The 19,036-nt window shown below is 64.7% G+C and carries 18 protein-coding genes; 4 read left to right on the top strand and 14 right to left on the bottom strand.

Annotated features, from left to right (window positions below; genetic code table 11):
• Positions 1 to 8: 8 nt before the first annotated feature.
• The 5 genes from ccmE to ccmA are packed head-to-tail and all read right to left on the bottom strand — an operon-like array spanning position 9 to position 2,745.
• Positions 9 to 464: a cytochrome c maturation protein CcmE gene (ccmE, locus tag ACVWZ5_RS10270; RefSeq protein WP_028691020.1), complete on the bottom strand. Its 456-nt coding sequence runs from the start codon at positions 462 to 464 to the stop codon at positions 9 to 11.
• Positions 461 to 637, bottom strand: coding sequence for a heme exporter protein CcmD (ccmD, locus tag ACVWZ5_RS10265; protein WP_011534872.1), 177 nt, complete (start codon positions 635 to 637; stop codon positions 461 to 463). The genes ccmE and ccmD overlap by 4 nt, the downstream gene beginning before the upstream one ends.
• On the bottom strand, positions 634 to 1,401 hold the full coding sequence (locus ACVWZ5_RS10260) for a heme ABC transporter permease (protein ID WP_062361715.1): 768 nt from the start codon (positions 1,399 to 1,401) through the stop codon (positions 634 to 636). Before ACVWZ5_RS10260 ends, ccmD begins: the two co-directional genes overlap by 4 nt.
• A gap of 46 nt (positions 1,402 to 1,447) precedes the next feature.
• Positions 1,448 to 2,116 carry a heme exporter protein CcmB gene (ccmB, locus tag ACVWZ5_RS10255; RefSeq protein ID WP_028691018.1) on the bottom strand — a complete coding sequence of 223 codons (669 nt, stop codon included), beginning with the start codon at positions 2,114 to 2,116 and terminating at the stop codon, positions 1,448 to 1,450.
• Positions 2,113 to 2,745 carry a cytochrome c biogenesis heme-transporting ATPase CcmA gene (gene ccmA, locus ACVWZ5_RS10250; RefSeq protein ID WP_062573309.1) on the bottom strand — a complete coding sequence of 211 codons (633 nt, stop codon included), beginning with the start codon at positions 2,743 to 2,745 and terminating at the stop codon, positions 2,113 to 2,115. Before ccmA ends, ccmB begins: the two co-directional genes overlap by 4 nt.
• Before the next feature lie 169 nt (positions 2,746 to 2,914).
• On the opposite strand from ccmA, the gene fliK reads away from it, so the two are divergent.
• From fliK to ACVWZ5_RS10230, 4 genes are all read left to right on the top strand, one after another.
• Positions 2,915 to 4,483: a flagellar hook-length control protein FliK gene (gene fliK, locus ACVWZ5_RS10245; protein WP_301143865.1), complete on the top strand. Its 1,569-nt coding sequence runs from the start codon at positions 2,915 to 2,917 to the stop codon at positions 4,481 to 4,483.
• Complete coding sequence (locus ACVWZ5_RS10240; RefSeq protein ID WP_062573307.1) at positions 4,480 to 4,812, top strand: EscU/YscU/HrcU family type III secretion system export apparatus switch protein; 333 nt, start codon at positions 4,480 to 4,482, stop codon at positions 4,810 to 4,812. Before fliK ends, ACVWZ5_RS10240 begins: the two co-directional genes overlap by 4 nt.
• Before the next feature lie 65 nt (positions 4,813 to 4,877).
• Positions 4,878 to 7,613: a dermonecrotic toxin domain-containing protein gene (locus tag ACVWZ5_RS10235; RefSeq protein WP_457340592.1), complete on the top strand. Its 2,736-nt coding sequence runs from the start codon at positions 4,878 to 4,880 to the stop codon at positions 7,611 to 7,613.
• 119 nt (positions 7,614 to 7,732) lie between these two features.
• The gene (locus ACVWZ5_RS10230; RefSeq protein ID WP_336196494.1) at positions 7,733 to 10,462 is read left to right on the top strand and encodes a dermonecrotic toxin domain-containing protein; all 2,730 of its coding nucleotides are present in this window, start codon (positions 7,733 to 7,735) and stop codon (positions 10,460 to 10,462) included.
• A gap of 63 nt (positions 10,463 to 10,525) precedes the next feature.
• Here ACVWZ5_RS10230 and ACVWZ5_RS10225 read toward each other — a convergent pair whose 3' ends face one another.
• From ACVWZ5_RS10225 to ACVWZ5_RS10185, 9 genes are all read right to left on the bottom strand, one after another.
• Complete coding sequence (locus ACVWZ5_RS10225; RefSeq protein ID WP_023630608.1) at positions 10,526 to 10,921, bottom strand: DUF2802 domain-containing protein; 396 nt, start codon at positions 10,919 to 10,921, stop codon at positions 10,526 to 10,528.
• Between the two features lies 1 nt (position 10,922).
• Positions 10,923 to 11,402, bottom strand: coding sequence for a chemotaxis protein CheW (locus tag ACVWZ5_RS10220; RefSeq protein WP_003254393.1), 480 nt, complete (start codon positions 11,400 to 11,402; stop codon positions 10,923 to 10,925).
• 67 nt (positions 11,403 to 11,469) lie between these two features.
• Positions 11,470 to 12,378: a CheW domain-containing protein gene (locus tag ACVWZ5_RS10215; RefSeq protein WP_457340591.1), complete on the bottom strand. Its 909-nt coding sequence runs from the start codon at positions 12,376 to 12,378 to the stop codon at positions 11,470 to 11,472.
• A complete protein-coding gene (locus ACVWZ5_RS10210; protein ID WP_457340590.1) occupies positions 12,378 to 13,166 on the bottom strand; it encodes a ParA family protein in 789 nt (262 codons plus the stop codon). The genes ACVWZ5_RS10215 and ACVWZ5_RS10210 overlap by 1 nt, the downstream gene beginning before the upstream one ends.
• Positions 13,167 to 13,244: 78 nt before the next feature.
• Complete coding sequence (gene motD / locus ACVWZ5_RS10205; RefSeq protein WP_096048355.1) at positions 13,245 to 14,102, bottom strand: flagellar motor protein MotD; 858 nt, start codon at positions 14,100 to 14,102, stop codon at positions 13,245 to 13,247.
• Positions 14,103 to 14,105: 3 nt separating this feature from the next.
• Positions 14,106 to 14,846, bottom strand: a complete 741-nt coding sequence (locus tag ACVWZ5_RS10200; protein ID WP_062573302.1) for a flagellar motor protein — start codon at positions 14,844 to 14,846, stop codon at positions 14,106 to 14,108.
• Complete coding sequence (locus tag ACVWZ5_RS10195) at positions 14,846 to 15,964, bottom strand: protein-glutamate methylesterase/protein-glutamine glutaminase (RefSeq protein WP_062573301.1); 1,119 nt, start codon at positions 15,962 to 15,964, stop codon at positions 14,846 to 14,848. The genes ACVWZ5_RS10200 and ACVWZ5_RS10195 overlap by 1 nt, the downstream gene beginning before the upstream one ends.
• 45 nt (positions 15,965 to 16,009) lie before the next feature.
• On the bottom strand, positions 16,010 to 18,226 hold the full coding sequence (locus tag ACVWZ5_RS10190; protein WP_062573300.1) for a chemotaxis protein CheA: 2,217 nt from the start codon (positions 18,224 to 18,226) through the stop codon (positions 16,010 to 16,012).
• Positions 18,227 to 18,238: 12 nt separating this feature from the next.
• Positions 18,239 to 19,027, bottom strand: a complete 789-nt coding sequence (locus ACVWZ5_RS10185; RefSeq protein WP_028691006.1) for a protein phosphatase CheZ — start codon at positions 19,025 to 19,027, stop codon at positions 18,239 to 18,241.
• Positions 19,028 to 19,036: the final 9 nt, after the last annotated feature.

The following is a 19,036-nucleotide window of genomic DNA, read 5'->3' as shown; positions in this document are numbered from 1 at the left end:
GGCTGCATTCATGGCTTGGCTCCCGCGTCGCTGGCAGCCTGGCCGCTTTCCTTCAGGGCCTTGGTGACTTCCGGCGGCATGTATTTTTCATCGTGCTTGGCCAGCACCTCGTCAGCCACCACCACGCCGTCGGCGTTGAGCTTGCCGAGGGCAACGATGCCCTGCCCTTCGCGGAACAGGTCGGGGAGGATGCCGCGGTAGGTGATCGGCACCGACTTGGTGTAGTCGGTGACCACGAAGCGCACATCGAGCGAATCGGCCGAGCGCTGCACCGAGCCTTTCTCGACCATGCCGCCGGCGCGGATGCGGGTGTCCAGCGGCGCCTCGCCGTTGGCGATCTGCGTCGGGGTGTAGAACAGGTTGATGTTCTGCTGCAGCGCGCTCAGGGCGAAGCCCACGGCGACGCCGACACCGGCCAGCAGGCCGAGGATGATGAACAGGCGTTTCTTGCGCTGCGGATTCACGGTTTGCTCTCCCGGCGCAGACGACGCGCCTCTTCTTGCAGGTAGCGGCGACGGGCCAGCAGGGGCGCGGCGACATTCAGCGCCAGCACCGCCAGGCAGATGCCGTAGGCCGACCAGACGTACAGGCCATGGTGGCCCATGGCGAGAAAATCACTGAAGGACGCGAAGCTCATCGTGCCGCCTCCCGTCCGAGCTGCCCCAGCACCTCATCCTTGACCCAACTGGCGCGGGCCTCGCGCTTGAGCACTTCCAGGCGCATGCGCAGCAGCAGCACGGCGCCGAAGAAGCAGTAGAAGCCCAGTGCGGTGAGCAGCAGCGGCAGCCACATCTCCACCGGCATGGCCGGCTTTTCGGTGAGGGTGAAGGTAGCGCCCTGGTGCAGGGTGTTCCACCACTCCACCGAGTACTTGATGATCGGGATATTGACCACGCCGACGATGGCCAGCACCGCGCAGGCCTTGGCCGCGCTGTCGCGATTGCTGATGGCCTGGCCCAGGGCGATGATGCCGAAGTACAGGAACAGCAGGATGAGCATGGAGGTCAGGCGCGCGTCCCAGACCCACCAACTGCCCCAGGTGGGCTTGCCCCAGATCGCCCCGGTAACCAAAGCTACCGCGGTCATCCAGGCGCCGATGGGCGCCGCGCACTGCAGCGCGACATCGGCCAGTTTCATCTTCCACACCAGCCCCACCACGCCCGCCACCGCAAGCATGACGTAGCACGACTGCGCCAGCATGGCCGTCGGCACATGGATATAGATGATGCGGAAACTGTTGCCCTGCTGGTAGTCCTGGGGGGCGAAGGCCAGGCCCCAGGTGATGCCGACCAGCAGCAGCACGACAGCGCAAACGCTCAGCCACGGCAGCATGCGGCCGCTGATGGCATAGAACCATTTGGGGGAGCCCAACTTGTGGAACCACGTCCAACTCATTTTCATCAGGGTACATCCAGGGTATTGGCCGGGCTGCGGTGCCCGGGACTCGTTATTCGCCGACGCTGATCTTCAGGCCGGCCGCGATCGCAAAGGGTGCCAGTGTCACCGCCAGGGCCGTCAGGCTGGCGAGCCAGAGCAGGTGACCGGTGGCAGGCATATTCTGCAACGCCGCCTGCAACGCACCACTGCCCAGGATCAACACAGGGATATACAACGGCAGAATCAGCAACGCCAGCAGCAGCCCACCGCGTTTGAGACCGACCGTCAGCGCCGCGCCCACCGCACCCAGCAGGCTCAGCACCGGCGTGCCCAGCAGCAGGGAGGCGAGCAGCACCGGCAGGCAGGCACTCGGCAGGCCCAGCATCAGTGCCAGCAGTGGCGCCAACAATACCAGCGCCAGCCCGGAAAAGATCCAGTGCGCCAGCACCTTGGCCAGCACCAGCAGGGCCAGCGGATGCGGCGAAAGCACCCACTGCTCGAGCGAACCGTCCTCGAAATCGCTGCGGAACAACCCGTCGAGCGACAGCAGCACCGCCAGCAGGGCCGCTACCCAGACCAGTCCAGGCGACAAGGTTTGCAACAATTGCGTCTCCGGACCGACCGCCAGTGGAAACAAGGCGACGACGATGGCGAAGAACACCAGCGGATTGGCCAGCTCCGCCGGGCGGCGGAACAACAGGCGCGCCTCGCGGCGCAACAACAGAAGGAATACGCTCATGCCGCCCATTGCCCCAGGTTCAGTTCGCGGTAGCCGGATGGCTTGCGTTCGAGCGTGTGGTGGGTGGTCAGCACCACGGTGCCGCCCTGCTCACAGTGGGCCGCGAGATGGGCCTCCAGCTGGGCCACGCCCTGCTTGTCGAGGGCGGTGAACGGTTCGTCGAGGATCCACAGCGGCGGGCTGTCCAGGTACAGCCGGGCCAGGGCGACCCGACGCTGCTGGCCGGCTGACAGGGTGTGACAGGGCACGTCCTCGAAACCGCGCAGGCCCACGGCCTCCAGCGCCCGCCAGATCGCCTCGCGCTCGGCTGGCCGGTGCAGGGCGCAGAGCCAGGCGAGGTTCTCTTCGGCAGTGAGCAGGTCCTTGATCCCGGCGGCGTGGCCGATCCATAACAGGATGCTGGCCAGGGCATGACGCTGTTCGGCCAATGGCTGGCCGCCAAGCAGGATCTGCCCGGCGGTGGGTTGCATGAGCCCGGCCAGCAGGCGCAGCAGGCTGGTCTTGCCGCTGCCGTTGGGGCCGGCGATCTGCAGCATGTCGCCAGGGTGCAGCTCGAAGTGCAGGTGCTCGAACAGCAGCCGCCAGTCGCGCTCGCAGGCCAGGCCCACGGCTTGAAGGTGAAGGATCACAGTATCGCCTTATGCAGTATGAGGTCTGTCACCGGTGCCGGCACCGATTGCAGCCTGCGTCTCAAGTCGCTCCAACCCCTGCCGTTATACTGGCAATGGCGAGCGAGCAGCATTATTGCACGCGCCAGCGCGCTGCCAAGAGGGCGGGTTCGACAGGTTGTATACAATCATGACTGAAATCAATAGTCTCAGCACACAAACTGCGGTAAGCCCCCAGGCGACCCGGGCGGCCATGACCGGCGAGTTGTTGCGCCTGCTGCAGGCCCAGCCTGGCCTGCTGCCGCCTGGAGAAACCGCCGAAGCCGAGGTCGTGACCCTGCGCCAGATCGGCCAGGAGTTCCAGATGCTGCTTCGGCTGACCCAGGCCAATGGCAACCAGACGCAAGTGCTGACCACCGCCAGTCAACCCCTGCCACCCGGCAGCCAGGTCCTGGTCAGCCAGACGGATAGCAGCCGTTTGGCGGTGATGGTGCAACAGGCCACTGCCGGCAACATCGCCACTCTGACCCAGCTGGACACCCGGGAAATGCCGGTCGGCACCCTGCTGCAGGCCAAGGTCCTGACCAGCCAGGCACTGCCGCAGAGCCCCGGCGTGCCCGTCACCTTCCGCTCGCTGGTGAGCCTGCTCAACGGCAGCCAGGCCGGTGCCACCCTGGCCATCGACAGCCCGCGCAGGCTCCCCGTGGGCAGCCTGCTCAGCGCGCTGGTGCAGGGCGAACAGGCGCTGCGTTTCGTGCCCCTGAGCGGCCGCCAGGACCAGCTGGCCGTCACCCAGCACCTGTCGACCCAGCAGAACCTCCAGGCCTCGCTATCGGGTGTGCTCGACAGCCTGCAACGGATCGCCAGCAGCCCCGATGCGGACCCCGAACTTCGCGCCAGCGCCGAGCGCCTGCTCGCCAGCCTGCCGGACGCGCGGCAACTGGGGGATGCGAAGGGCCTGGCCCAGGCCCTGAACAACAGCGGCACGTTCTTCGAAGCCAAGCTGCTGGGCGGGTTGGCCGGCGGCATCGCCCCCGACCTGAAGGCACAGCTTGTCAGGCTGGTGGCCCAGGCCCTGCCCAGCGTGCCGGGCCATCCGCCACTGACCAGCGCGCTGGCCACCAGCACCCTCGCCCAGGCCTTGCCAGGCCTGGCCCGCAGCGCCCTCGGGACGCTCGGCCAAGTCAGCCCACGGCCGCTGTCCAGCGTCTTCCCCCTCCCCTCGCGTCTTCTGCAGAAGCTGGAAAGTGAAGGCGACCTCCAGCAATTGCTGCGCCTGGCCGCCGCCGCCATCTCCCGTCTGCAGAGCCATTCGCTGTCCAGCCTGCAACAGAGCGGCACCTTGGAGAACGGCAACCAGCAGACCACCTGGCAGACAGAAATTCCCGTGCGCCATGGTCAGGAGTTCGTGCCGCTGCAGGTCAAGTTGCAGCGCGAGGAGACACCGAACCAGCAGGCCGACCGCGAGCGCGAGCAGCACGATCCACTGGAAGCGCTGTGGCGCATCGAACTGGCCTTCGATCTCTCACCCCTTGGCCCTCTGCAGGTACAGGCGCAGTTGCTGCAAGGCAAGCTTTCCGGCCAGCTCTGGGCGCAGCAGGAAGCCACCGCGCGCCTGATCGACAGCCAGCTGGGCACACTGCGCGATCGCCTGCTGGCACGAGGCCTGGACGTCGGCGACCTGGAATGCCACCCCGGCCTCCCCCCGCAGGGGCCACGCACACGCCTGGAACAACGCTGGGTAGACGAGACCGCATGAAACACAAGCCACCCCGCCAGGCGATCGCCCTGAGCTACGACGGCCAGCAGGCCCCGACCCTGAGTGCCAAGGGCGACGATGAGCTGGCCGAGGCCATTCTCGCCATCGCTCGCGAGCATGAGGTGCCCATCTACGAGAATCCCGAGCTGGTGCGCCTGCTGGCGCGCCTGGAGCTGGGCGAGCAGATCCCCGAGGCACTGTACCTGACCATCGCCGAGATCATCGCCTTCGCCTGGCAACTGCGCGGCCGCGTGCCGCCAGGCTTCCAGGATGCGCCGCCCGAGGAGCGGGATGTCACGCCTGAACGCTTGCACCTGCCAAAGCAATAACTAGTGCCCCGACCTCGCCACCGTGCCTGACCCTTGTGTCCTCAACGCACTCAAGGGTCGAACACATGATCGAATTTCCCTCACCAGGCCTCACGCTCGCGCGCGAAGCATTGAACGACTTCCCCCATCCCCTCCCTGTTGCCCGGCAGGCCCTGTCCGACTGGCTGAAAACACAGACCATCGCCCTCGCCCCGGACGACATCGACGTCGTGACCCTGCACTATCAGTTCGAGCCACTGGGTGAAGGCCGCCAGTACTACCACGAACAGGCCGTGATCACCCGTCGCCTCGGGCTGGTGCAAGCCATGCTGAGCAACTGGCAGGGTGAGACAGCCAGCGGCTACGCCAGCCTGCATGTCGGCAACTGGGCTGGGTTGGCCCCCTCGGGGCCCGTCACACTCGTCGATCGGCTGCAGGCGCCCGGCCTGTTCGAAAACAGCAGCGGCTACCTGGTATTCAACGGTCTGTACAAGCGCACCGCGCCGATACGCCTGGCACCCGACACGCTGCTGCCCGTCAGGGCCGAAGACTTCCAGGCGTTCGTCTGGGGCCAGCGTTTCCACGAACAGTTCCAGCATCGCCTGGATGACTACTGGATCAGCAACCAGGCCCTGTATCAGCGCGCCCTGAAGATCGCCATGATCACCGCCTGCAACCGACAGGTGATCGCTGGAAGTCTGTCGCAGCCCGCGCAGCGATTGATCTGGCAGGCTGCGGGACTGCTGCCGGGCGAAAAAGAGCACATTCAACGGCGCATGTTGAATGTATATGGCTATGTCTCCAGCAACATTGTCTGTCTGAGCGACAAGCGCAGCGGTCTGACCGTCCTCTACATTCCCGGCAACTCGGCGCCGCTGCACGAGTTCGCCAGTGCCTCGGCGATGAAGAGCTGGTTCGCCAGCCAATGCCGTCTGCCCGCCCAACGTCAGGCCCTGCAGAACGCCTTCAACCCGGCTGACTGGCCAGATGGCCTGGACTACAGCGGACTGGAGACCGCTCTCAGCGGGCTGGCACGATACCCAAAGGCCCATCGTTTCTCGGTCGATCACAGTGGCTTCGCCACCAGTGGCATCTGGCACCCGGACGACATGATCAACTACCGGGCCGACCACTACAGTCCTGTCATTCACGGCGACTTGTTCGCGACCCTGCTCGAGCATCTGAGAACCCGCTCCTATCAGGACGCCGACAACCAAATCACTTGCAACGCTCAGGTCGAGGAAGCTCGTCTGCGCGATTACGTGCGCTGCAGCCTCAACTTGTTGGCCCCCATCGCCATCGTCGTCCCGGGGCTGGCGCCATTGCTGGCAGTGGGCGGGCTGCTGGAGTTCGCCATGGGGCTGGAGCAGGTGATCGACGGCAAAACCCTGCAGGCCAAGGTCCAGGGTGTCCAAGACCAGGTATTCGGCGTGCTCAATGCCTTGCCCGTCATTCACTCGATGCTGCCCGGCGTACCGAAGGTCTTCGCCTTCCGACGTCCCGGCTTCATTTCTGCCCGCACTCTGCTCGAAGCACGGGAAGGAAGGCCGATGGTGGCGCCGAACGAGGTCGATGGGTTCGAATTGGCCTTTCGGGAAGACCAAACACTCAAGCCTGTCCCTGGCCATGCCTTGCAATACCTGCTGACGCGGGTGGACAGCAACGTGCAGCATCGTTTCTACGCGTTGATTCATGAAGATGGAGAGCTGATACAGTCGCAGGTGGAGTATGAGCTCGCCAGCGACAGTTTCATCAGGCAAGGTGAAGGCCGCCTGCGCGAGCCACGCCGCTATGTCGTCCCGGACGACGGCGGGCCAGGCCTGGTCAGGCTCAAAGCGTCTTCCCGGCAAGCAACCGATGCCGACCGCACGCGCACCCTCCAGGCACTGGGCATCCGCATCCAATTCCCCCTGGACTTCACATCGTTCGATACGCTCAAGCGCACCGCCATCCCGCGACACCTGTTCAGCCTGTGGGTCGGCGACCAGGTGATCGGGCAACCTTACCTCGCCGCCATCGCACACAATGCCAAGGTCCTGCGAGGAAGCGGCGTGCAATACCGGTTATTCCTTTCGAACCGCTCTTGCGCCGCCTTCGCGCAAAGCGCGGCGCTGCTCTCGGCACATGCCCCTGGGCTCAGCGTCCTGCCCCTGGAAGACCAATCCTTCTATCTGGAATTTCTCGGCAGCCCCTACTTCAGCCAGTTCAACGCCGCCATCGAGGGCAACGGCGGCGTCGCGACGAACTTCAGCTCAGCCAGCGACATCTTGCGCTATCGCGCCCTCAAGCGCCTTGGCGGCCTGTACATCGACGCCGACGACATGCTGCACCCGGCAACCGAAGCTGCGCTGCCCGCGCCCGTGCTGTCGTTGCCGCTGGAAACCACGCACGACGGACTGCTGCTCAGCCCGCCGGTCTCCAACGACCAGTTGGGTATGTACATCCAGTACAACACCAGCCTGATCGGCAGCCATCCGGGCAACCCAACGCTGGACACCATCTCCGAGGAAATCTTCCAGCGCTTCACCCGGGCCAGGACCTTCTACGACCAGCGCCCCGACTATCAGTCCAACCCCGTGGCTTTCCTCGACTATGCCCGGCAGTTGAACCAGTTGACCGGTCCTGGCGTGCTCAATGACGTGATCGACCGGACACTGCCCTGGCTCAAGCAACTGCGTGAGGCCTGCAACCTGATGGTTTCCCCAATCATCGATAGCTCTCGCCATCTCGGCATCCGGCAGTTGAAACTACTGTACGAACAATACCTGCCACTCGACCTGATCGCCGGCATAGGCCAGGCGCACAGCTGGTACCAGACCTGAGGCCGTGGGCCAGGCGGCGCGCCCTGCCCCACTTGGCCCGCGGCTGACGTATGTACCACCGATCCCGTCCACCGGCATGACACTTTTGAGCTTTCCACCTCAGTCAAGAGTGCATGTCCATGAACCGACAACCCAACCATGCGAAAGCCAGGCGATACCTCAGTGATCACCTGGCAAGCTTTCCACGACCGGACCAGGAGGCCGCCGAAGCCATCCGCAAGTGGGGCAAGGAGCGGGGCATGGACCTCGACCCCGACAACACCCTGGCGGCCACCTTGCACTATCGCTCGGATGGTGCCTACGGCTGGGTCGGTATCGTCGCCGCAGAGCTGACCCTGGCCCAGGCAGTGCTGGGTGACTGGCAAGGCGAATCGGCCAACGACATCATCGGCGACCTGCTCGGCGGCCCCTGGGCCGGCCAGCTACCAGCCTCGGGTATCCGCGTGGTCGACAGGCTCGACTCCCGCAGCCCCTGGCAACCCCGCGCCGAAGATGCCGTTTTCAATGGCCTGTTCATGCGCACCACGCCGCAACGCTATGACGCCACCACGCACCTGTCGGTTTCGGCGCAGGACTTCCAGTCGTTCGTGTGGCACCTGGATTTTCGCAAGCACTACAAGGCCACGCTGGAGCGCTATTGGAAAGAGGGTCTGGAGCACTATCGCCTGGCGGCGAAAATCAGCTTCATCGCGGCTTGCAACAAGCAGGTGAGCGAGGGAAGCCTGAGCGACACTGGTCGTCGCCTGGCATGGCAGGCAGCAGGCATCGCCAAGCGCTCGCCGGGGTATCAAGCGCGTGCGATGAACATCTATGGCTATGCGTCCACCGACCTGGTACTGATCAGCGAATCCAGCGACGGTCCTGTGCTGCTGTACATTCCCGGCAACTCATCGCCACTGCACGACTTCACCGACCGCAAGGCGCTCAAAGCCTGGGTCGGCGGGCAATGTCGCAATACCGACACCCGTGAGGCGCTACGCCGTCACTTTGCGCTCTCCGACACCCCGGACGGGCTGGACTTCAGCGGCCTGGACACCGCCCTGGAAGGCATGGGCATGTACCCGGCGATTCATCGCCTGTCGCCCAACCGTCCCGGATTCACCACCAATGGGGCATGGCCTGCGCAGGTCTATGTCAACTACCGCCCTACCAAGTACAACCCCGCACTCAGAGGCGATCTGTTCCTGGCCTTGGCCCGACGTCAGCAACAACGCAGTCTGGCCGATGCGGACTTTCTCATCACCAGCAAAAGCGACGTGCTCAAGGCCAGATGGCGTGGCTATCTGGTCTCGGCCATCAATATGCTCGCACCGTTGATGTTCGTCTTGCCGGAGCTCGCGCCGCTGTTCGCGCTGGCAGGCGCGGCGCAATTCGGCCTCGGGCTCGACCAGGTGATCTGTGGCAAGAACGCCGAGGAGAAGGCCGAAGGCGCATCGAATGCAACCTACGGCCTGCTCAACGCAGCCCCGCTGATCGTGGAAGGGGCGGCCAAGGCGAAAGTACTGTTTCGCATCAAAAGCGATAACTTCGTGATACCGAGCCGCATCAACGACCAGTTGGGCTACCCGCTGAGCCCGGTTTCTCCGCCCCACCTGCCTGACATCGACGTGGCGGAATTCTTCCACGACCCCGACGCCATCGCTCCGCTGCCCGACGGCGATCCTGCGGTGGCCGGCGCGATCGTACGGGTGCCGCGCTACGACGGCGCCCACGACATGCTCACCGCCTCGGTTGGCGGCTACAACGCCGATGTGGTGTATGACGTGGAGCGTGACGCTTTTCTATTCGACGGAGACCTCAATGAAGTCGACCCTACGTACTACATTGCCCGAACCGGCCAGCGAGACCTCGCTCCCGTGGAGCTCGGTACGCGACAGGTCAGCAACGCCATGCGCGAAAGCAGCTTGCGGGCGATGGGCATCGACCTGAACCTGCCCTTCGAACTGTCGCAGGTACCCGCGGAGGGCTTGCTGCCCATACCCAAGAAAATCACTTGCCTGTGGGTAGGCGATCAAGTCATCGATGCCCGCCTGCTGGAAAACCTCTCCCTGAATGCACAACGCCTTCAAGGTAGCGCGTACCAGATACGCCTGTACCTCACCAACGCGCTGCCTGCAGTCTATGAAGAGAACGTGCGGTTACTGGCGGCTGCGGCCCCCGGCCTCAGCGTCCTGCCAATGGAGGAGCAGGCGTTTTTCCAGGCGTTTCGGCAAAGCACGTCGTTCGAACAGTACCAGGCGGCGCTGGAGGGCAACGGCGGCGTCGCCCGCAATTACGCTTCAGCCTCGGATGTGCTGCGCTACCCGATGCTGGCCCACGAGGGCGGCATCTACATGGACATGGACGACACCTTGCTGGCCGCCCATGCCGATGGCAGCGGCGCGGCGATCGATACGGTGGATCTGCGCACCACCCAGGATGGACTGCTGATCCCACCGCCCATGCGCAACGAAAAGCTGCGCATGAACTGCCTGTTCAACACCAGCCTGATCGGCAGCCACGCGGGTAATCCGACGCTGGCGGCCATTTCCGAGGAGATGCGCGTGCGTTTTCTGGCAGGAAGAGACTTCTATGACGCCAAGCCAAGCCTTGCGGACGATCCAGAGGGATTCTATCGCTACGCCGGGCGCCTCAGCAGGCTCACCGGCCCTGCCTTGATCACGGACATCATCGACCGCCAGTGGCCAGCCCTTCGTAACCTGCGCCATGCCGTCAATCTGCTCAGCATGCCGCAGATCAATGCTGGACAGTTCATCGATGTAGAAGCCCTGGCACAAGCGATTTACGATCAACTGCCGCTCAACCGCATTGCCCGCGTGGGTGGTTTTCATTCGTGGGCGCGCACCTGAGCCAACGCGAAAATCGATACAGCCAGATGAAAAAGGCGACCATTCGGTCGCCTTGCCACGCCTTCACTCGCCGCGGTGCAGCTTGCTCATCAACTGCGCCTCGGCCTGGGTCAATCCGCAGGTCTGGGTCAGCTCCTCGACGCTCGCGCCCATGCCCACCAGCTTGGCGGCTTGGGCGAAGGTGACGCTGTTGGGGTCGCGTTGCTCGAGTTGCTGCAACTTCTCGGGCAACGGCGCCACCACCGCGCGCAGCTCATGGATCGCCTCGCCCATGCGCACGGTGCCGTTCTGGTAGTCGTCCAGGCGCTTGGCCAGGTCCTTGATGCGCTGGTCACGCAGCGCATCGCCCTGGGCCTGCTGGGCGGCCAGCTCACGCTGGCGCTTGCTGTAGTTGAGGAAGAACCACAGGCTCAGCGCCCAGAGCAGCGCCAGGAAGATGACAGCAACCTCGAAGATCAACTCAGATGTTCTCCAGCTCGGACCACTCTTCCTCGGTCATCATCTTGTCCAGCTCGACCAGGATCAGCAGCTCGCCGTTCTTGTTGCAGACGCCCTGGATGAACTTGGCCGATTCTTCGTTGCCGACGTTTGGCGCGGTCTCGATCTCCGACTGACGCAGGTAGACCACTTCGGCGACGCTGTCGACGAGGATCCCGACCACCTGCTTGTCCGCCTCGATGATGACGATGCGGGTGTTGTCGGTGACTTCGGTAGGCATCAGGCCAAAGCGCTGGCGGGTGTCGATCACCGTCACCACGTTACCGCGCAGGTTGATGATGCCCAGCACATAGCTGGGGGCGCCCGGAACCGGGGCGATCTCGGTGTAGCGCAGGACTTCCTGCACCTGCATGACGTTGATACCGTAGGACTCGTTGTCCAGACGGAAGGTTACCCACTGCAGGATCGGATCTTCGGAACCTTGTGCAGACGACTTTTTCATTCCCCTAGCCCTCAAAATCCGCCATCGGCGGTGTGCTCTGTATTGCCGCGGCAGTAGCGGCGTTGATTCAGTTGTGTTTGGTGTTCATCTGCTTGACCGCGCCACTGGCGATCAGCTCGGCCAGTTCGGCGACGTCGAGCAGCGCGCACATGTGTTCGATCACCGTGCCGGCCAGCCACGGGCGTTGACCGCGCTGGCTGCGCCACTTGATCTCGTTCGGGTCCAGGCGCAGCGAGCGGCTGACCTGGTGCACGGCCAACCCCCACTCGTAGCCCTGCACCGAAATCACGTATTGCAGGCCCTGGCGGAAATCGTCGCGGTAGCGGTCCGGCATCACCCAGCGGGCCGTGTCGAGCACCTTGAGGTTGCCCGCCTGGCAGGTGAGGATGCCGAGGAACCAGTCAGGCTGGCCGAACAACGGCGTCAACTCCTGGCCGGCCAGGGTGTAGATCGAGCCCAGGCACACCAACGGTACCGCCAGGGTCAACCCGGCGACATCGAACAGCAGGCATTCGAACGGCTCGGCGGCCCAATCCGGGCGACCATCGACACTGGCCGGCGGCGTCGGCGCGGCGGGTGCCGCCGGCACATTCAGCTCCACCAGCGGCGCCACGGGTTCGATGGCCTGGGTCTCGCTCAGGACCGGGATGCTGGCATCGGCCACCACCTCGGTCTCGACCACGGCGACCACCGGCTCCACCACCGGCGCGGCAGGCGGCAGCACGGTCGGCAGGACCTTGGCCTGCGGCTCGGCAAAGGGCCGCGCAGCAGGTGGGCTCGGGATTACCTGGCGCTGGGCGTCTTGAGCCTGTTCCTCGCGAACCGCTGCTTCGAAGTCATCGCCGGGGGCCTGCTCGACAGGCGCCTCCAGCTCCGCCGGCAGCTCGAACGACTCGGTGGCCTCCTGCAGCAGCCCGTCGAGGTAGGACTGCAAGGCCATCTGTGGCTTGGTGGTGATCTGCCGAGCCTGGTTCATCACGCCACCTGCAATGCGGAACGGTAGGTGAGCAGATGCTTGAGCAGCGCCCGGTAGGCCACCACGCCACGGCTCTTGCCGTCGAACTGCGAAGGCGTGACGCCGTTGCGGCTGGCGTCACGCAGGCGCGTGTCCACCGGAATGTAGCCCTGCCAGACCTGGTCGCCATAGGTGTCGCGCAGCACCTTCAAGGTGCCCAGCGATGCCTGGGTGCGGCGGTCGAACAGGGTCGGCACGATCTGGTAGGGCAGCGCCTGCTTGCGCGAGCGGTTGATCATGCCCAGCGTGCTGACCATGCGCTCCAGGCCCTTGACCGCGAGGAACTCGGTCTGCACCGGGATCACCATCTGCTGGCTGGCGGCCAGGGCGTTGACCATCAGCACGCCCAGCAAGGGCGGGCTGTCGATCAGGGCGAAGTCGAAATCCTGCCACAGCTGCGCCAGACTCTTGGCGATCACCAGGCCCAGGCCACTCTGCCCCGGCGACTGGCGCTCGAGCACCGCCAGCGCGGTGCTCGACGGCAGCAGCGAGATACGCTCGTCGCTGGTCGGCAGCAGCAACTGGCCCGGCAAGCCTTCGGGCACCGTGCCCTTGTGCAGGAACAGGTCGTAGCAGCTGTGCTCGAGCGCATCGGGGTTGTGCCCGAAGTAGCTGGTCATCGAGCCGTGCGGGTCGAGGTCGACCACGACCACGCGCTTGCCCGCCTCGGCCAGCAAGCCGGCCAGGGCGATGGTGGTGGTGGTCTTGCCGACGCCACCTTTTTGATTGGCTACTGCCCAGACTCTCATCGTGCGTTGCTTCCTCCCGGTATGGCCGCCTGCCCTGCCGGGAACGGTGTGAAATTCAGTGACGGGGATTTGACGAAATCAGCCCCCGGTCGACGGTGCTGGCGAGGCTGGTGCACTTTGTGTGCCAGCCCGGCGCATCGCCGCATCCGGGGTGGCATTGGCACTGCCACTGCCGGTCAGGCTGCGGCGTACCTCCAGGTTACGCGAGATCACCAACACCACCCGGCGGTTGCGCGCACGCCCGTCGGCAGTGTCGTTGCTGGCCACCGGCTGGTACTCCCCGTAACCCACCGAGGCCATGCGCGCCGGGTTGACCCCTTCCATCGCCAGCAAGCGGACGATGCTCGCCGCCCGCGCCGACGACAGCTCCCAGTTGGTCGGGTACTGAGCGGTGCGGATCGGCAGGTTGTCGGTGAAGCCCTCGACGTGCACCGGGTTGGCGAACGGCCTGAGGATCTTCGCCACCTTCTCGACGATCTCGAAGGCGACATCGCTGGGCATGGCGTCGGCGCTGGCGAACAGCAGCGAGGAGTTGAGCTCGATCTCCACCCACAGTTCGTTGCCGCGCACGGTCATCTGGTTGGACTTGATCAGGTCGCCGAAGGCGTCGCGGACATCGTCGGTGATGGTCTTGAGCGGGTCGACGTTGGTCTGCGCCAGGCCCGCATCGGTCTGCTCGCTGTCCTTGATCAACGGCTCTGCGGGCTTGACGCTCAATGGTCGCTCGTCACCGATGGGGATCGGCTTCATGCTGCGCTCGGGGTCATTGAACACCCCGATCAGCGCCTGGGAAATCTGCTTGTACTTGCCCTCGTTGATCGACGAGATCGAATACATGACCACGAAGAAGGCGAACAGCAGGGTGATGAAGTCGGCGTACGAGACCAGCCAGCGCTCATGGTTCTCGTGCTCTTCGATCTTGCGACGACGGGCCATGGCTTACTCCATGAAGCCTTGCAGCTTCAGCTCGATCGAGCGCGGGTTCTCGCCTTCGGCGATCGACAGCAGGCCCTCGAGCAGCATCTCGCGATAGCGAGACTGGCGCAGGGTGATGGCCTTGAGCTTGTTGGCGATCGGCAGCAGGATCAGGTTGGCGCTGGCCACGCCGTAGATGGTGGCGACGAAGGCCACGGCAATGCCGTTACCCAGCTGCGACGGGTCGGCCAGATTGCCCATCACGTGGATCAGCCCCATCACCGCACCGATGATGCCGATGGTCGGCGCATAGCCGCCCATGCTCTCGAACACCTTGGCGGCCTGGATGTCGCGGGTTTCCTGGGTCAGGAAGTCAACCTCGAGGATGCTGCGGATGGCTTCCGGCTCGGCGCCGTCGACCAGCAGCTGCAGGCCTTTGCGCGCATAGGGATCGGGCTCGGCGTCGGCCACGCCCTCCAGGCCCAGCAGGCCTTCCTTGCGTGCGGTCAGGCTCCAGTTCACCACGCGGTCAATGCCCCCGGCCAGGTCGACCCGTGGCGGGAAGAAGATCCACCGGACGATCTGCAGGGCACGCTTGAAGGACGACAGCGGCGACTGCAGCAATGCCGCCGCCAGGGTACCGCCGAGCACGATCAACGCCGCCGGGCCGTTGATCAGCGCACCGACATGGCCGCCCTCCATGAAGTTGCCACCAACGATGGCGACAAAGGCGAGGATCAGGCCAATCAGGCTCAACACATCCATCAGACGCACGCCTCGACCAGATGCTTGCCGATCTCGTCCAGGCTGTACACGGCATCGGCCAGGTTGGCCTTGACGATGGCCATGGGCATGCCATAGATCACGCAGCTGGCTTCATCCTGCGCCCATACGGTGCTGCCACCCTGCTTGAGCAGGCGCGCGCCTTCACGACCGTCGGCGCCCATGCCGGTGAGCACCACCGAGAGCACCTTGTCGCCATAGGACTTGGCGGCGGAGCCGAAGGTGATGTCGACACAAGGCTTGTAGTTCAGGCGCTCGTCGCCCGGCAGGATCTTCACCGTGCCACGGCCGTCGACCATCATCTGCTTGCCACCCGGGGCCAGCAACGCCAGGCCCGGACGCAGTACGTCACCGTCCTCGGCTTCCTTGACGCTGATCTTGCACAGCTTGTCCAGGCGCTCGGCGAAGGCCTTGGTGAAGGCCGCCGGCATGTGCTGGATCAGCACGATCGGCGCCGGGAATCCGGCGGGCAGTTGGGTCAATACCCGCTGCAGCGCCACCGGACCACCGGTGGAGGTGCCGATGGCGACCAGCTTGTAGGGCTTGCGCTTGGGCGCCGGCGAATGCGCGGCGGCCGGTGCCGCGGCGCGGGCCGGAGCGGCCGTGCGCGCCGGCGCGGTGCTGGCGAAGCTGCTGGCCGGCGCATGGCTGCTGGCCGGCGCGGCGGCGGGCGCCGGGCTGGAATAGGCGCTGAAACGACGGTTGCTGCGCGAGATGGTGTGGACCTTCTCGCACAGCAGCTGCTTGACCTTTTCCGGGTTGCGCGAGATGTCCTCGAAGTTCTTCGGCAGGTAGTCGACCGCGCCAGCGTCCAGGGCGTCGAGGGTGACACGGGCGCCTTCGTGGGTCAGCGAGGAGAACATCAGCACCGGCGTCGGGCAGCGCTGCATGATGTGCCGCACCGCGGTGATGCCGTCCATCATGGGCATTTCGTAGTCCATGGTGATGACATCGGGCTTGAGCGCCAGCGCCTGGTCGATCGCTTCCTTGCCGTTGGTCGCGGTACCCACGACCTGGATCGTCGGGTCCGCCGAGAGAATTTCCGAGACACGGCGGCGGAAGAAACCGGAATCATCCACCACCAGGACCTTGACTGCCATAAACACTCCATTAGGCGGCGCACCCGCCAGGGCGCGCCGCCGAAATCAAATACGCCGGGCGGCGTAACGCTTGAGCATGCTCGGAACGTCGAGGATCAGCGCGATCCGGCCGTCACCGGTGATGGTCGCGCCGGACATGCCCGGGGTCCCCTGCAGCATCTTGCCCAGCGGCTTGATCACCACCTCTTCCTGACCGACCAGTTGGTCGACGACGAAGCCGATGCGCTGGGTGCCGACCGACAGGATCACCACATGGCCTTCGTGCTGCTCCTCATGCTCGTGGTCCTGGACCAGCCAGCGCTTGAGGTAGAACAGCGGCAGCGCCTTGTCGCGCACGATTACCACTTCCTGGCCGTCGACCACGTTGGTGCGCGACAGGTCGAGGTGGAAAATCTCGTTGACGTTGACCAGCGGGAAGGCGAACGCCTGGTTGCCCAGCATCACCATCAGGGTCGGCATGATCGCCAGGGTCAGCGGCACCTTGATGACGATCTTCGAGCCCTGGCCCTTGGCCGAGAAGATGTTGATCGAACCGTTGAGCTGGGAAATCTTGGTCTTCACCACGTCCATGCCGACGCCGCGGCCGGACACATCGGAGATCTCGGTCTTGGTCGAGAAACCCGGGGCGAAGATCAGGTTGTAGCAGTCCGACTCGCTCAGGCGATCGGCCGCGTCCTTGTCCATCAGGCCCTTTTCCACGGCCTTGGCGCGCAGGATGCTCGGGTCCATGCCCTTGCCGTCGTCGGAGATAGACAGCAGGATGTGGTCACCCTCCTGCTCGGCGGACAGCACCACCCGGCCCATGCGCGACTTGCCGGAGGCCTCGCGCTCGTCGGGCATCTCGACGCCGTGGTCAACGGCGTTGCGCACCAAGTGCACCAACGGGTCGGCCAGGGCTTCCACCAGGTTCTTGTCGAGGTCGGTCTCTTCACCGACCAGCTCCAGGTTGATCTCTTTCTTGAGCTGGCGGGCCAGGTCGCGAACCAGGCGCGGGAAGCGGCCGAAGACTTTCTTGATCGGCTGCATCCGGGTCTTCATGACCGCGGTCTGCAGGTCGGCGGTGACCACGTCGAGATTGGACACGGCCTTGGACATGGCCTCGTCGCCGCTGTTGAGCCCCAGGCGCACCAGGCGGTTACGCACCAGCACCAGTTCGCCGACCATGTTCATGATCTCGTCCAGACGCGCGGTATCGACCCGCACGGTGGTTTCCGCTTCGCTGGCGCCATGCTTCTCGGCGGCCGGCGCAGGAGCGCGAGCCGGGGCGGCAGGCTTGGCGGCCGCAGCCGGTGCCGCGGCGGGCGCAGGAGCCGGCTTGGCAACGGGCTTGACCTCGGCCTTGGCCGCGACAGGCGCGGCGACGGCGGCAGGCGCCTCGGCGGTGACCGCGTCACTGGAGAACTTGCCCTTGCCGTGCAACTGGTCGAGCAGGGCCTCGAATTCGTGTTCGCTGATGCTCTCGTCGCCCGCGGCGGGTGCCGCGCTGGCCGCTGCCGCGGCGGCACCTGGCAATGCGTCGACGGCGAAGGTACCTTTGCCGTGCAACTGGTCGAGCAGCGATTCGAACTCGTCGTCGGTGATCTCGTCGCTGGCCGGAGTGGCTGGCGCGGGCGCGCTGACGGCGGCATCGGCCGAGAACTGGCCCTTGCCGTGCAGTTGGTCGAGCAGCGACTCGAACTCGGCATCGGTGATCTCGTCACCGCCGCCGCTGATTTCTTCACCCTGCAGTTGCTCATGAACCTGAGCTTCAGCCTTGACCGCATCGAGCGAGTCGAGCAGTTGCTCGAACTCGGTATCGGTGATGTCGGGCTCGGCAGCCGGGGCTTCGGCCACGGGCGCCGCCTCGACCACCGGGGCCGGGGCTTCGGCGCCACCGGGCTCGGCCAGGCGCGACAGCGCCGCCAGCAGCTCCGGCGTGGCCGGCGTGACATCGGTACGTTCGCGCACCTGGCCGAACATGCTGTTGACCGTGTCGAGGGCCTCCAGCACCACGTCCATCAGTTCCGCGTCAACCCGGCGCTCACCTTTGCGCAGGATGTCGAACACGTTCTCGGCAATGTGGCAGCACTCCACCAACTCATTGAGCTGAAGGAAGCCGGCGCCCCCTTTTACAGTGTGGAAACCGCGGAAAATCGCATTGAGCAGGTCCGCGTCATCGGGCCGGCTTTCCAGCTCGACCAATTGCTCGGACAGTTGCTCGAGGATTTCGCCGGCTTCTACCAGGAAATCCTGGAGGATTTCTTCATCGGCGCCGAAGCTCATTAAACGTGCTCCTTAAAAACCCAGGCTGGACAACAGATCGTCGACATCGTCCTGGCTGGACACGACGTCTTCACGCTTATCGGCATGAATCTGCGGACCTTCACCCCGAGTCGGATGTTTTTCTTGATCTTTTTCAGCGCGCAGCTGCTGGTGGTCATGTTCGATCCCGGCAAAGCGGTCGACCTGGCTTGCCATCAGCACGAGCTTGAGCAGATTGCTTTCGACTTCGGTGACCAGCGCGGTCACCCGTTTGATCACCTGGCCGGTGAGATCCTGATAATCCTGGGCCAGGACGATATCGTTGAGATGGCCGGCGACCTTCTGATTACCTTCGGCGCTGTGCGTCAGAAAACTGTCCACACGCTTGACCAACTCACGGAATTCCGGCGCTGCCACCTCACGGCGCATGAACCGCTGCCAATCGGCGGACAGGCTCTGGGCCTCGGCGGCGAGATCGTTGAGCACCGGGGTGCAGGCCTCTGCCAGGTCCATGGTGCGGTTGGCCGCACCTTCGGTGAGGCGAACCACGTAGGAGAGGCGCTCAGTGGCGTCGGTAATCTGCGACACTTCCTCGGCCTGCGGCATGGACGGGTCGATCTGGAAGTTGACGATTGCACTGTGCAGTTCGCGAGTAAGCTTGCCGACTTCCTGATACAGCCCGCGATCGCGGGTCTGGTTCAGTTGGTGGATCAGCTGTACCGCATCACCGAACCGGCCGCGCTCGAGGCTCTCGACCAGTTCCTGGGCATGCTTCTTAAGGGTTGATTCGAACTCACCCAAAGAGTTGTTGGTTGACTCCATTGCGCCCCC

It is taken from the genome of Pseudomonas sp. TE6283 (genome assembly GCF_054060555.1).
The sequence above is the reverse complement of the archived record's forward strand: the minus strand, read 5'-3'. Positions and strand labels throughout refer to the sequence as shown.